Source organism: Phreatobacter oligotrophus, from assembly GCF_003046185.1.
Classification (GTDB): domain Bacteria; phylum Pseudomonadota; class Alphaproteobacteria; order Rhizobiales; family Phreatobacteraceae; genus Phreatobacter; species Phreatobacter oligotrophus.
The window spans coordinates 311,516-324,481 of the sequence record NZ_PZZL01000005.1 but is presented as its reverse complement, the minus strand read 5'-3'; the positions used below and the strand labels follow the sequence as shown (position 1 = coordinate 324,481).

Below are 12,966 nucleotides of genomic sequence, written 5' to 3'. Positions count from 1 at the left end.
CGCCCGGTCGATGGCCCAGGCCCAGCAGCCCATCAACGTCAAGATCGGCGTGCTGAATGACCGCTCCGGTCTCTATGCCGACCTCACCGGCGAGGGTTCGGTCATCGCCGCCCGCATGGCCGTCGAGGACTTCCGCGCCGCCGCCAACGGCATCAACGTGCAGATCGTCTCGGCCGACCACCAGAACAAGCCGGACGTCGGCGCCAACATCGCCCGCCAGTGGTACGACAACGACGCGGTCGACGTGATCACCGACGTGCCGACCTCCTCGGTCGGTCTCGCCATCAACCAGATCACCCGCGAGAAGAACCGCATCCACCTGAACTCGGGCTCGGCGACCTCGGACCTCACCGGTGCCCAGTGCTCGCCCAACACGATCCACTGGACCTACGACACCTACATGCTGTCGCAGGGCACCGGCGGCGCCATGGTGAAGGCCGGTGGCGACACCTGGTTCTTCCTCACCGCCGACTATGCCTTCGGCCATGCGCTGGAGCGTGACACCACCGCCGTGGTGCAGCGCGCCGGCGGCCGCGTCCTCGGCGGCGTGCGCACGCCCTTCCCGGGCACGGACTTCTCGTCCTTCCTGCTGCAGGCCCAGGCCTCGCGCGCCAAGGTCATCGGCCTCGCCAATGCCGGCGGCGACACCGTCAACTCGATCAAGCAGGCGGCCGAGTTCGGCATCACGGCAGGCGGCCAGAAGCTCGCCGGCCTCCTCGTCTTCGTCGTCGACGTGCACGCCCTCGGCCTGCAGACGGCGCAGGGCCTGGTGCTGACCGAGACCTTCTACTGGGATCTCAACGACAACACCCGCGCCTGGTCGCGTCGCTTCGGCGCGCAGCGCAACGGCTTCATGCCCACCATGGTCCAGGCCGGCGTCTATTCCTCGACGCTGCACTACCTCAAGGCCGTCGCCGCCACGAAGAGCAAGGACCCGGCCCAGGTCATGGCCTGGATGAAGGCCAACGGCACCGACGATCCGCTGTTCGGCCAGGGCACCATTCGCCAGGACGGCCGCAAGATCCATCCGGCCTATCTCTTCGAGGTGAAGAAGCCGTCGGAGTCGAAGGGCCCGTGGGACTACTACAAGCTGATCGCCACGATCCCGGGCGAGGAGGCCTTCCGGCCGCTCAACGCCGGCGGCTGCTCGCTGGTCCGCGCCTAAGACATTCGGGGAGGCGCCGTCCGCGGCGCTTCCCCTCATCCTTCAGCAAGGTCCGCCTTAGCCAGGTTCGCATCGATGTTCGAGCTTCTCGGCATTCCGCCGCAAGCCCTGTTCGGCCAGCTTCTGCTCGGCCTGATCAACGGGTCCTTCTACGCCATCCTGAGCCTCGGGCTCGCGGTGATCTTCGGCCTCTTGAACATCATCAACTTCACCCACGGCGCCCAGTACATGATGGGCGCCTTCATCGCCTGGATGCTGCTCAACTGGGTGGGCATCGGCTACTGGCCAGCGCTGCTGCTGGCGCCCATCGTCGCCGGCGTGACGGGCGTCATCATCGAGCGGACGCTGCTCAAACGCCTCTATCATCTCGATCATCTCTACGGCCTGCTGCTGACCTTCGGCCTTGCCCTCATCATCCAGGGCCTGTTCCGCAACCAGTTCGGCTCGTCGGGCCTGCCCTACCAGATCCCGGCCGAGCTGCGCGGCGGCCAGAACCTCGGCTTCATGTTCCTGCCGAACTATCGCGCCTGGGTGGTCGTCGCCTCGCTGGTCGTCTGCCTTGCCACCTGGTTCGTCATCGAGAAGACGCGGCTCGGCGCCTATCTGCGCGCCGCCACCGAAAACCCGACGCTGACCCAGGCCTTCGGCATCAACGTGCCGCTGCTGATCACGCTGACCTACGGCTTCGGCGTCGGCCTTGCCGCCTTCGCGGGCGTGCTGGCGGCCCCGATCTATTCGGTGAACCCCAACATGGGCGCCGACCTCATCATCGTCGTCTTCGCGGTGGTGGTCATCGGCGGCATGGGCTCGATCATGGGCGCCATCGTCACCGGCTTCGGCCTCGGCCTGATCGAAGGCCTGACCAAGGTCTTCTATCCGGAAGCCTCCGCCACCGTCATCTTCATCATCATGGCCATCGTGCTTCTCGTGAAGCCGGCGGGCCTGTTCGGGAGGGCCGCCTGATGGCCGAGATCTCCATCGCCGCGGCGCCTGCCAGCCCGTCCGAGGCTGCCGACCACTCGGCGCTGCATCGCACCCTGTTCATCGTGCTGGCGGCGCTTCTGGTCGTGCTGCCCTTCATCCCGGTGATCGGCTATCCGTTCTTCCTGATGAAGGTGCTGTGCTTCGCGCTCTTCGCCTGCGCCTTCAACCTCATGCTCGGCTATGGCGGCCTGCTGTCCTTCGGCCATGCCGCCTATTTCGGCTTCGCCTCCTATGTCTCGGCCTACACCGCCAAGCACTGGGGCCTGACGCCCGAGGCCTCGATCCTTCTCGGCACCGCCTCCGGCGCCATCCTGGGTCTGGCCTTCGGCTCGCTCGCCATCCGCCGCCAGGGCATCTACTTCGCCATGATCACCCTGGCGCTGGCCCAGATGGTCTACTTCTTCTCGCTGCAGACGCCGCGCTTCACCGGCGGTGAGGACGGCATCCAGGCCGTGCCGCGCAACGCCATCTTCGGCGTGCTGCCGCTCTCCAACGACACCGTCACCTATTACCTCGTCGCCGCCATCTTCATGGCCGGCATCCTGCTCATCTACCGCATCATCCACTCGCCCTTCGGCCAGGTGTTGAAGGCGATCCGTGACAACGAGGCGCGCGCCGTCTCGCTCGGCTACCGGGTGAACCAGTACAAGCTGGCGGTCTTCGTGCTCTCGGCCTCGCTGGCGGGCCTTGCCGGCGCCACCAAGGCGGTGGCGGTGCAACTCGCCTCGCTCACCGACGTGCACTGGAGCATGTCCGGCGAGGTGGTGCTGATGACGCTGGTCGGCGGCATGGGCACGGTCTTCGGCCCCATCGTCGGGGCGGCCGTCATCATCTCCATGCAGAACTTCCTCGCCGGCCTCGGCGCATGGGTGACGATCGTTCAGGGCGTGATCTTCGTGGTCTGCGTGCTCGTGTTCCGCGAGGGCATTGTCGGCGTCATCGGAAAGTGGCTGAAGAAGCCCTTGTGACGGCCGGGCGACGGTAGTCGGGAACGGCGGCAGATGAACGGCGTTTAAGCCAAATGCCGCGCCGTTCCCTCGCGAGCGTCGCGATTGTGCCGTCATTTGCGGTTGCCATGGAGGCCTGTCGGCTTTCGGGCCGCCGCTGATTCCGTGGAGTGACCGATGAACGCCCTGAAACGCGCCCTGCTCGCCGGCACCATCCTGCCGGTGCTCGCCATGGCTCCCGGCCTTGCCGAGACCTTGCCGTCGGGGCGGCTTGAGGTGGCGCAGCTCAACCCGCAGCAGGAGCGCGATCCGCGCCAGCAGCGGCCGGGCGGGCAGGGCCAGCAGGGCCGTCCGCCCGAGGGCCGGGCGCCCGGCGGGGGTGCTCCCGGTGGCGGGCAGGTGCAGCAGCCCCGTCCCCCCCAGGGTGGCTTCGGTGGCGGTGGCGGAGGTCAGGTCCAGCAGCCGCGCCCGCCCGTTGCGCCGGTCCAGCAGCCCCAGCGCCAGGTCCAGCCGGAGCGGCAGGCACCGCCCATCCAGCAGCGCCCTCCGGTCCAGCAGCCGCCGCAGCAGCAGCGCATTGCGCCGCCGGTTCAGTCGCAGCAGCCCCAGCGGACCGCGCCGCCCATCGCCCAGCCCACGCAGCCGACCCCGCCGCGGGTGAACCCGCCCTCCGGCGCGCAGCCGCCGCGCAGCCCGGGCTTCACCGGGCAGCCGCCCGGCCAGGGTCAGCAGCCCGGCGCCGGCCAGGCCCCGCGTCCCGGCCTTGGACAGCCTCAGCCGAACCGTGTCACGCCGCCCGCGGCCTCGGGTGACGGGCAGCGTCCGACGCCTGGCGCCATCCGGCCGCAGGACGGCCGCCCGCCCTTCGGCGGGAACCCGCCCGGCCAGACGGCGCAGCCGCCTGTGCAGCGTCCCGGCGCGGTTCCGCAGACCGGCGGTTCCCAGCAGCCTCCGGCCGGCCAGCCGCCCATCGGCCAGCGTCCGCCGGGCGTCGTTCCCGGCCAGCCGCAGACCGGCGGCGCTCAGCAGCCCCCGACCGGCCAGCCGCCGATCGGCCAGCGCCCGCCGGGCGTCATTCCCGGCCAGCCGGGCCAGCCGCAGACCGGTGGCGCGCAGCAGCCCCCGGCCGGCCAGCCGCCGATCGGCCAGCGCCCGCCCGGTGTCGTTCCCGGCCAGCCGCAGACCGGTGGGGCGCAGCAGCCCCCGACCGGCCAGCCGCCGATCGGCCAGCGCCCGCCCGGTGTCGTTCCCGGCCAGCCGCAGACCGGTGGGGCGCAGCAGCCCCCGACCGGCCAGCCGCCCATCGGCCAGCGTCCGCCGGGAGTCGTTCCGGGCCAGCCGCAGACCGGTGGCGCCCAGCAGCCCCCGACCGGCCAGCCGCCCATCGGACAGCGTCCGCCGGGCGTCGTTCCCGGTCAGCCGGGCCAGCCGCAGACCGGTGGCGCCCAGCAGCCCCCGACCGGCCAGCCGCCCATCGGACAGCGTCCGCCGGGTGTCGTTCCCGGCCAGCCAGGGCAGCCGCAGATCGGCGGCCCGGCCCAGCCGCCCGGTCTTCCCAACCAGCCGCAGACCGGCGGTCCCGCCCAGTCTCCGGCGCTGCCTCCGGGCCAGGGCTTCGGCCAGCAGCGGCCCGGCGGGCCCGGGGCTCCCGGCGGCTTCCAGGGCCAGCCCGGTCAGCCCGGCGTGGGCGTTCCCGGTGGTTTCGCCGGCCAGCCGCCGCGCCAGGGTCCGCCCGAGCAGCGTCGCGGCTCGCGCATCGGCCCCGCGGGTGCCGCCGCCATCGGCATCGGCGCTGGCCTTGTCGGCGGCTTCATGCTGAGCCGGGGCGCGCGCGCCGAGCGGGTCGACGAGATCCGCGACAGCCGCCGCGAGTTCACCCAGGACGGCGTCACCGTCATCCACGAGCCAGGCCGCACCATCATCCGGGACGGCGAGGGCACCTTCATCCGTCACGACGAGACGGCGCGCTTCCGCGAGCTCGGCGGCAATTTCCGCACCGAGCGTCGTGGCAACGAGATGGTCTCGATCTATGACCGGCCGGACGGCGTGCGTGTCATCACCGTCACCGACGAGAGTGGCGAACTGGTGCGCCGCATCCGCCGCTATCCCGACGGGCGCGAGGTGATCCTGATTGACAACTCGTTCCGGCCGCGCCCGCGGACCTTCGAGGAGCAGATCATCGAGCTGCCGCCGCCGGAATATTCGTTCCCGCGCAACCGCTACATCGTCGACGCCGATGAGGCATCGCCGGAGGTGATCTACGAGGCGCTGAGCGCGCCGCTGGTGCAGCGTCCGCCGCGCCGCTACACACTCGACGAGGTGCGCTACAGCCCGACGGTCCGCGCCTATACCCGCAGCGTCGACGTCAACACGATCACCTTCGATACGGGGTCGTGGGAGATCAAGCCGGACCAGGTCCGTCGCCTCGACACGATCGCGGCGGCGCTGGGCCGGGCGATCACGGCCAATCCCAACGAGGTCTTCCTCATCGAGGGCCACACGGATGCGGTGGGCAATGACGTCGACAACCTGTCGCTGTCGGACCGGCGCGCCCAGTCCATCGCGACGGCGCTGACGCAGACCTACAACATCCCGCCGGAGAACCTGACGACCCAGGGCTATGGCGAGCAGAACCTCAAGGTGCAGACGCAGGGGCCCTCGGCGGAGAACCGCCGCGTGACGCTGCGCCGGATCACCGACCTTCTCAACCAGCAGAACACCCAGGCGCCGCAGTAAAGCTGCCGGCCTGAGAGATGCGAGCGGGCGCCTTCGGGCGCCCGTTTCGTTTGTGGCTGGTTAGGGGCGGTGGAGGTGCAGGCCGACCAGCGTGCCAGTCAGCTGGAAGCCGAGGCGCGCATAGAGGTTGGCGACGCCGATATTGGCGGCCGAGACCACCGTGTCGACGCGGCGGATTCCCTGCTCTTTCAGATGAAGCAGGATCGCCGTCCAGAAGGGCAGGGCGAGCACGGCCTGGTCCGGCTGGGTTCCGCCCAGCACGAGGTCGGCCGAGCCGTCCGCGGTGGTGAAGGCCATGAAGGCGCCGGGCCGGGGGGACGCGCCGGTGACGAGCACGGTGGCCCGGCCGGCGAGCAGCCCTTCCATCCAGTCGACCTGCCGGCGCCGGTTCACCTCGGGCGGGATGGCCGGGTCCTCGGCGAAGCGGCCATAGTGGAAGGTCTCGGCGGCCTGGGTGAGGAGGGCCGCATGGTCCTCCGCGGCGGCGAGGCGCAAGGGCGCGGGCCGGCAGGGCGGCTCGAAGCGGGCGAGGTTGGCAAAGCGCAGGGTCTGTACCGTCTCGACATAGCGGAAGCTGATGGCCTGGAGCCGGGCGATGGCGATGCGGCGTTCGGCGGGAAGGCGGCCGGTGACGAGGCCCGCCTGTTCCGCCTCGCAGAGGTCGCGAAATGCGGTGATGACGTCCGTGTCGTCGGCGACGCCCTCATCGCCCGCCAGGGAGGCCTCGGTGATGTCGAGGGTCGGACGTCCCAGCGCGCGCGCGTCCCATGGCGTCGGCCGGATGGCGAGCCGCGCGCCGGATGCCCCCGCCAGCGTCCAGGTCATGTCAGGCCGGCGTGCGCCGGAAGGCGGCGTGAAGGTCGAGGATGATGTCGTCGGGACCGAGGAGGTCGGTCGCCGGCGGCGTCATCAGCGCGAAGGCCTTGGGCGTCGGCGAGGCGGCGCGCGGGTCCCGGCGGCGGATGAAGGCCTCGCGCACCTTGGGCGTCAGGCTCTCAAGCGTGTCGTCGGCGATCATGTCGTCGAGCACGACGAGATGGCGCGCCTGGGCGCGGGCCTCTGCTACGAGGGTCTCGAGGGCGCAGAGACCGGACACGACGGGGCGCATGTCCGGATGGCAGCCGGGCTGGCCATAGGCCCGCACACGGCGGTCGAGGTGATAGGCGTGGCTCCAGTTGCCGGCGAAGATGTGCAGGTTGATGGCCACCTGCATGCGCTTGATGGTGAACTCCTGGAACCGGCGCAGCAGCGGCGCGGACGCGACGGGATCGGCAAGCGGCGCCGGCTCGATATAGGAGGCGAAGAACTCGACGCCGCCGCGGAAGCGGTCCCAGCCGTCCATGGTCTCGCTGTTGCCGGAATGGTTCACGCCGCCCTTGGAGATGGCGGTGACGCGGGCGAAGGGCTCGGGCGCGAAGAGCACCGAGCCGACGGCCAGCGCGCGGGCAAGATGGGCGAAGTAATGGAAGGCGTAAGGGGTGACTGGCTCGATGACGTCGTGGACCACGCTCGTCCGGATGATGAACCATTCGGGGAAGATGTGGTGGGTCAGCATGAAGTCGAGGCAGGCCTCATGCTCGCCCTTGCGGAACAGGCGCTCACCACCGATGCGGTAGAAGGTGCCCATCTCCGCATTGTCGCGGGTCTCGTCGATGAGCATCCAGGGCGCCTGGACCATGACGAGGTTGGGATCGGCGGCAAGGCGGCCGAGGTAGCCAATGACGACATCCGGCACGAGCAGGTCGTCGTCGCCGACCCAGATGGCGAATTCGCCGCGCGATTGCCGCCAGGTGTAGAGGAAGTTGCCGTAGGCGCCGATGTTCTCGATCTGGCGTACCGGCCGGATGCGCGGGTCCGCCGCGGCCCAGCGGGCGACGATGGCCGGGGTGTCGTCGGTCGACTTGTTGTCGGAGACGAGGATCTCGAAATCGATCCCGCGGGCCTCGAAGGCCTGGATGTGGTGGGTGAAGAAGCGGTCGAGATATTGCGCGCGGTTGTAGGTCGGCAGCGCGATGGTGACCAGCGGCCGCCGCGCCTCGGCGGGGGCGGTCGGGGTCGAGGCGACGGCGCTGGCGGCCATGGAGGGCTCCGGATCAGGCGACGCGGCGGGCGTGCCGCGCGAGGATGGACTTGAGGCTACGGGCGACGCGGCCGGCGACGTCGCGGGTGACGTTGTAGCCGCTCGGCAGGTTGATGCCGGTCGGCGAGATCGCGTAGGCGTTGGGATTGCGGGCGCTCGCGCCTGCGGCCGAGGGCTGGTTGCGGAAGGCCGGCTGCCAGCTCAGCGGATAGAAGAACGGCCGGGTGTCGATGCCCTCGGCGCCGAGCTCGGCCGCGACCTGCTGCTTGAGCAGGCCGAGCTTCGGGTCGAGGACGGCCGTGACCATCCAGTAGGTGTTGAAGACATGGGGCGGCTCGGCATTCAGCGTGAGCCCCGGCGTGCCCTCGAGCGCCTCGGCGTAGAAGTGGAAGATGTCGCGCTTCATGGCGATGAGGTCGTCGAGGCGCTCCATCTGGGCGATGCCCATGGCGGCCTGCATGGCCGACATCCGGTACTTGAAGCCGACCTCCTCGGTGACGAGGGCGCGGGACGTGGGATGACGCCCCTGGTCGCGCAGGATGTTGACCCGTTCGGCCAGCGCATCGTCGTCGGTGACGAGCATGCCGCCTTCGCCGGTGGTGACGGTCTTGGAGCCGTGGAAGGAGAAGACCGAGGCGCGGCCGAAGGCGCCGGCGGGCTTGTCGCGGAAGCGCGAGCCGATGGCCTCGGCCGCGTCCTCGATGAGGATGATCCCGGCGTCGCGGGCGATGGTCTCGAGGCGGGCCCAGTCGGGCATGCCGCCATAGAGGTCGACGACGATGGCGGCCTTGGTCTTCGGCGTGATGGCGGCGGCAAGGCTCGCCGGCGACATGCACCAGGAGACCGGATCGATGTCGACGAAGACCGGCGTGGCGCCGATCTGCACCACCGGGGAGGCGGTGGCGACCCAGGTGCATTCGGGGACGATGACCTCGTCGCCAGGGCCGATGCCGAGGCCCGCGAGGGCGAGGTGGATGGCCGAGGTGCAATGGGCGAGCGAGATGGCGTGCTTGCGCCCCGTCTGCTCGGCGACCATGGCCTCGAAGCGCTGGTTGTACTTGGCGTGGTTCTCGAACCAGGCGTGGCGCGCGGCCTCGGCGGTCAGGTCGACCTCGCGCTGGGTGATGGAGGGCCCGGCCACCGGCACGCGCTCGCGCTTGACGGTGAGCGGGGTAGTCTCGCGCGCCGTGCGCCAGGTGAGGTCGCCGCCCAGCTTCTCCGATGCCATGAGGCTCTTCAGCCGGGCGAGGCGCACATAGCGTTGGCCGCTGAGATCATCGGCGGTGGTGCGGCCGGCAAGGGCGGCCACGAGCTCCTTGGCGCCGGATGCGGCGGTGTGGAGGAAGCGGAAGTCGGGGAAGGCGGCGGCGAACTTGCCGAAGTCGACGCGATAGGAGCGCGGGTCGATCGTGTTGCCCTCGGCGAAGGTGACGCGGGAGCCCGGCACGGCCTCGGCGACGATGGTCGCGATGTCGCGGACGAGGTGGTTCTCGCTGTTCTGGCCGATGTTGAAGGCCTCGCCCCGCACCGTGGCGGGGTCGGCGGCGAGGATGGCCGCGGCGGCGCGGGCGAGATCCCGCACATGCAGCAGGGGGCGCCACGACAGGCCGCTGGAGAGGAGCTTCACCTCGCCGGTGGACAGGGCCGAGACGACGAGATTGTTGAGGACGAGGTCGGTGCGCAGCCGCGGCGACAGGCCGTAGCACGTGGCGTTGCGCATGAAGGTGGGGACGAAACCGTCGTCGGCGAGGGCCAGCAGGCCCGCCTCGCTCTCGACCTTGCTCGACGCATAGGCGGTGAGCGGATTGACCGGTGCGCTTTCGTCGAGGAGCAGGTCGGGGTTGCCGGCGCCGTAGATCGAGCAGGACGACGCGAAGACGAAGCGCGTGACGCCGGCCGCCTTGGCGATGCGGGCGAGGGCGATGGTGGCGTCGCGGTTGATGGCGGCGGTGAGCTCCGGGGCGAGATCGCCCATCGGATCGTTGGAGAGAGCGGCGAGATGGACCACCGCATCGAAGCCGGCGAGGTCCTCGGCCGTGATGTCGCGCACGTCCTTGGCGATGGTGCGCACCGGATCGACGGGTTCCAGGCCCTCGGTGTGGCAGGGGACGAAATAGCCGGTGTCGAGGCCGATCACCTCGTGGCCGGCTTCCGTCAGCACGCCGGTGGCAACGGTGCCGACATAGCCGGCATGGCCCGTGAGCAGGATCTTCATGGGGTGCCTCACGCTGCGGCGACGGAGCGGCGGGGCTCGTCGATCCAGGTTTTCCAGGGCGCCTTGCCGGAGTCCCACAGGCCCTGCAGCAGGCGGAGCTCGCGCAGCGTGTCGACGCACTGCCAGAAGCCCTCGTGGCGATAGGCGCCGAGCTTGCCGTCGCGGGCGAGCCGCTCGTAGAGCGCGACCTCGAGCGAGCCGTCATCGCCGTCGAGGGCGAGATAGTCGAAGACGCCGGGCTCGAAGACGGCGAAGCCGCCATTGATCCAGCCCTCGCCGATCTGCGGCTTCTCGACGAAGCCGGCGATGTCGTCGCCCTCGAAGCGGATGCCGCCGAAGCGGGCGGGGGGATGGACGGCGGTGATGGTGGCGAGGTGGCCCTGGGCCTGGTGCTGCGCCACCACGGCCTTGACGGGCACGTCGCTGACGCCGTCGCCATAGGTGACGAGGAAGGGCGCGCCGTCGAGATGGGGCTTGAGGCGCAGGATGCGGCCGCCGGTATTGGTGTCGAGGCCGGTATTGACGATGCGGACGCGCCAGTTGTCGAAGACCGGGCCGCTCCGGGTGACCTGGCCGTGGCGGGTGTCGACCAGGATGTCGCCGGCGAGGCGCATCTCGTCGAGGAAGAAGCGCTTGATGACGTCGGCCTTGTAGCCAGCGGCGATGACGAAGTCGTCGAAGCCCTGGGCCGCATAGTGGCGCATGATGTGCCAGAGGATCGGCCGGCCGCCGACATCGACCATGGGCTTGGGCTTCACATCGGTCTCTTCAGAGATCCGAGTGCCCCTTCCGCCCGCGAGAATCACGACCCGCATGAATGGCCCCTGGTCCGCATGGGGCGGAGGATGGGCGGACATGGTAAACGCATGGTAAACGGTGAATGCCGTTGCCGGACGCTCCCGGCCCGGCGGGCGCGGCTCAGACGCCGGCGCCCTTTGCGGCCAGCGCCTTCGCCATCAGCTCGCTTTCGCGCTCGACCAGCAGCGCGGCGTGATCGAAGGCGAGGGCAAAGTCCTCCTCCATGATCGCGAACTGCATGCCGAGGATCAGCGGCCGGGCGCTCGGCATCGCCGTGAGGATCAGCTCCACCCGTGCGGCGAGATCGGCATGGCTGATGGCGTCAAAGCCCTTCAGCAGCATCTCCTGGACCAGCCAGGCGATGCTCTTGCCCACGGTATCGATGTCCTCGATCTGCAGCAGCACGCCGAGTTCCTGCGCCCCGGGGCCGTCGGCGAGAGCGGGAAGGGCGGTGTCTGCGACGATCTCGGCCATGAATCACCTGAGTGCTCGAACGGTGCTTGTAAGTAAATTGTCAAGGTTAATGTTCAGTTAATATAGTAGTATTCTGGTTCTGTTTACCATTAATTCCGGTTTGTCAAAGTTCAGCTCAGAAAAAAGCATTCTTTAAGTCGCGTAAGGGACAGTCGCCGTGCCTTCGAGAACTGAAGGACCTCCCAGGATTGGGAGGCGTCATCGTCCTCCCCTCAGAAGCAGGGGACCCTAGGAAAGGGATCTGAAATGTCTGACATCACCATCTCGCGCGGCGTTCGTTCGAACCTCCTCGCTCTCCAGAACATCGCCTCCAGCCGCGAGACGATCCAGGGCCGCCTGGCCTCGGGCAAGAAGGTCAACTCGGCCCTCGACAACCCGACCAACTTCTTCACGGCTGCTTCGCTCAACTCGCGTTCGAACGATCTCGGCGCCCTGCTCGACGGCATGTCGAACGGCATCAAGACCCTCGAAGCTGCCGACAACGGCCTGAAGTCGGTCACCAAGACCGTCGAGTCGCTGCAGTCGGCCATCCGCCAGGCCCGTCAGGACAAGTCCTGGAAGGGTGACAGCTACAGCTTCACGGCCGGCGCCGCTGGTACCGTTTCGATCTCGAACGGTTCCGTCGGTTCCACGGCGGTCAACATCTCCGTGACGTCCACCGACACGATCGACGACGTCGTGAAGAACATCAACAACAACAGCTCGCTGACCGGCAAGGTCCGCGCCTCGAACGACAACGGTAAGCTGCGCATCGAGAACCTCTCGACGTCGGACCTCACCGTCACCAATTCGGGTTCGGTCGGCACCGGCAGCACGGTTGGTGGCAACACCGTTCGCGCTGACCTGATCACGCAGTTCAACGACCTGCGTCAGCAGCTCGACCGCACCGCGGAAGACGCCTCCTTCAATGGCATCAACCTGCTGCGCGGCGACAAGCTGTCGATCACCTTCAACGAGACCGGCTCGTCCTCGCTGACGATCCAGTCGAAGGGCGCCAAGGCGATCAACGCGACCAACCTCGGCATCGACGCCCAGGCCACCTCGGTGGCGGACAGCGACTCGGGTCTGGACGCGGTGCTCGGCAAGCTGTCGACGGCGCTGAACTCGCTCCGCTCGCAGTCCTCGGCCTTCGGTGCGAACCTCTCCATGGTGCAGAACCGTCAGGACTTCACCAAGTCCATGATGAACACCCTGAAGGGCGGCGCCGACAACCTGACGCTGGCCGACCAGAACGAAGAGGGTGCGAACCTGCTGGCGCTCAACACCCGCGCCCAGCTCGCCACCTCGGCCCTGTCCTTCGCCTCCCAGGGCGACCAGCAGGTCCTGCAGTTCCTCCGCTGATCTCCCTTCACGGGACGACGGAAAGGGCGGCCTTCGGGCCGCCCTTTTTCGTTGTCGCGGGGCCGCTGCGCCACGGCCTCTTTCCATGGCGAGCCAAGGGCTTACGGCGGCAACGAAAGATCAAGGATAATGCTCCGTCAGCGGAGATGGTAAAAAGTTCCTGCCCGTATGCGCTTTGTTAACGATGTCGGCTGCAGACTGTCCGGGCCTTCGAGAACTGAGGGCC

10 protein-coding genes are annotated in these 12,966 nt (G+C 69.0%); 5 read left to right on the top strand and 5 right to left on the bottom strand.

What is annotated here, in order from left to right; translation table 11 throughout:
* Positions 1-10: 10 nt before the first annotated feature.
* From C8P69_RS13745 to C8P69_RS24455, 4 genes are all read left to right on the top strand, one after another.
* The gene (locus C8P69_RS13745) at positions 11-1,165 is read left to right on the top strand and encodes an ABC transporter substrate-binding protein (RefSeq protein ID WP_245902054.1); all 1,155 of its coding nucleotides are present in this window, start codon (positions 11-13) and stop codon (positions 1,163-1,165) included.
* A 75-nt stretch (positions 1,166-1,240) separates the two neighbouring features.
* Positions 1,241-2,128: a branched-chain amino acid ABC transporter permease gene (locus C8P69_RS13740; RefSeq protein ID WP_108177986.1), complete on the top strand. Its 888-nt coding sequence runs from the start codon at positions 1,241-1,243 to the stop codon at positions 2,126-2,128.
* Positions 2,128-3,117 (top strand): branched-chain amino acid ABC transporter permease, encoded by a 990-nt coding sequence (locus C8P69_RS13735; protein WP_108177985.1) that lies wholly within the window; start codon positions 2,128-2,130, stop codon positions 3,115-3,117. The genes C8P69_RS13740 and C8P69_RS13735 overlap by 1 nt, the downstream gene beginning before the upstream one ends.
* Before the next feature lie 156 nt (positions 3,118-3,273).
* Positions 3,274-5,832: an OmpA family protein gene (locus C8P69_RS24455; RefSeq protein WP_108177984.1), complete on the top strand. Its 2,559-nt coding sequence runs from the start codon at positions 3,274-3,276 to the stop codon at positions 5,830-5,832.
* A 60-nt stretch (positions 5,833-5,892) separates the two neighbouring features.
* Here the strand turns inward: C8P69_RS24455 and C8P69_RS13725 are convergent, their stop codons facing one another.
* From C8P69_RS13725 to C8P69_RS13705, 5 genes are all read right to left on the bottom strand, one after another.
* Positions 5,893-6,657: an N-acetyltransferase gene (locus C8P69_RS13725; RefSeq protein WP_108177983.1), complete on the bottom strand. Its 765-nt coding sequence runs from the start codon at positions 6,655-6,657 to the stop codon at positions 5,893-5,895.
* A gap of 1 nt (position 6,658) precedes the next feature.
* Positions 6,659-7,912, bottom strand: coding sequence for a glycosyltransferase family 2 protein (locus C8P69_RS13720; protein ID WP_108177982.1), 1,254 nt, complete (start codon positions 7,910-7,912; stop codon positions 6,659-6,661).
* A gap of 13 nt (positions 7,913-7,925) precedes the next feature.
* Complete coding sequence (locus C8P69_RS24250; RefSeq protein ID WP_245902031.1) at positions 7,926-10,127, bottom strand: bifunctional SDR family oxidoreductase/aminotransferase class I/II-fold pyridoxal phosphate-dependent enzyme; 2,202 nt, start codon at positions 10,125-10,127, stop codon at positions 7,926-7,928.
* A gap of 8 nt (positions 10,128-10,135) precedes the next feature.
* Positions 10,136-10,942: a glucose-1-phosphate cytidylyltransferase gene (gene rfbF / locus C8P69_RS13710; RefSeq protein ID WP_108177981.1), complete on the bottom strand. Its 807-nt coding sequence runs from the start codon at positions 10,940-10,942 to the stop codon at positions 10,136-10,138.
* 103 nt (positions 10,943-11,045) lie between these two features.
* Positions 11,046-11,399, bottom strand: a complete 354-nt coding sequence (locus C8P69_RS13705) for a hypothetical protein (RefSeq protein ID WP_108177980.1) — start codon at positions 11,397-11,399, stop codon at positions 11,046-11,048.
* A gap of 246 nt (positions 11,400-11,645) precedes the next feature.
* Here C8P69_RS13705 and C8P69_RS13700 point away from each other — a divergent pair, with 246 nt between their 5' ends.
* Complete coding sequence (locus tag C8P69_RS13700) at positions 11,646-12,740, top strand: flagellin N-terminal helical domain-containing protein (RefSeq protein WP_108177979.1); 1,095 nt, start codon at positions 11,646-11,648, stop codon at positions 12,738-12,740.
* Positions 12,741-12,966: the final 226 nt, after the last annotated feature.

What these genes read in the sequence shown, in the direction of transcription:
- C8P69_RS13725 (WP_108177983.1), bottom strand. Translation starts at nt 6,657, where the DNA reads ATGACCTGGACGCTGGCGGGGGCATCCGGCGCGCGGCTCGCCATCCGG.
- C8P69_RS13700 (WP_108177979.1), top strand. Translation starts at nt 11,646, where the DNA reads ATGTCTGACATCACCATCTCGCGCGGCGTTCGTTCGAACCTCCTCGCT.
- C8P69_RS24250 (WP_245902031.1), bottom strand. Translation starts at nt 10,127, where the DNA reads ATGAAGATCCTGCTCACGGGCCATGCCGGCTATGTCGGCACCGTTGCC.
- C8P69_RS13745 (WP_245902054.1), top strand. Translation starts at nt 11, where the DNA reads ATGGCCCAGGCCCAGCAGCCCATCAACGTCAAGATCGGCGTGCTGAAT.
- C8P69_RS13705 (WP_108177980.1), bottom strand. Translation starts at nt 11,399, where the DNA reads ATGGCCGAGATCGTCGCAGACACCGCCCTTCCCGCTCTCGCCGACGGC.
- rfbF (WP_108177981.1), bottom strand. Translation starts at nt 10,942, where the DNA reads ATGCGGGTCGTGATTCTCGCGGGCGGAAGGGGCACTCGGATCTCTGAA.
- C8P69_RS13735 (WP_108177985.1), top strand. Translation starts at nt 2,128, where the DNA reads ATGGCCGAGATCTCCATCGCCGCGGCGCCTGCCAGCCCGTCCGAGGCT.
- C8P69_RS13720 (WP_108177982.1), bottom strand. Translation starts at nt 7,912, where the DNA reads ATGGCCGCCAGCGCCGTCGCCTCGACCCCGACCGCCCCCGCCGAGGCG.
- C8P69_RS13740 (WP_108177986.1), top strand. Translation starts at nt 1,241, where the DNA reads ATGTTCGAGCTTCTCGGCATTCCGCCGCAAGCCCTGTTCGGCCAGCTT.
- C8P69_RS24455 (WP_108177984.1), top strand. Translation starts at nt 3,274, where the DNA reads ATGAACGCCCTGAAACGCGCCCTGCTCGCCGGCACCATCCTGCCGGTG.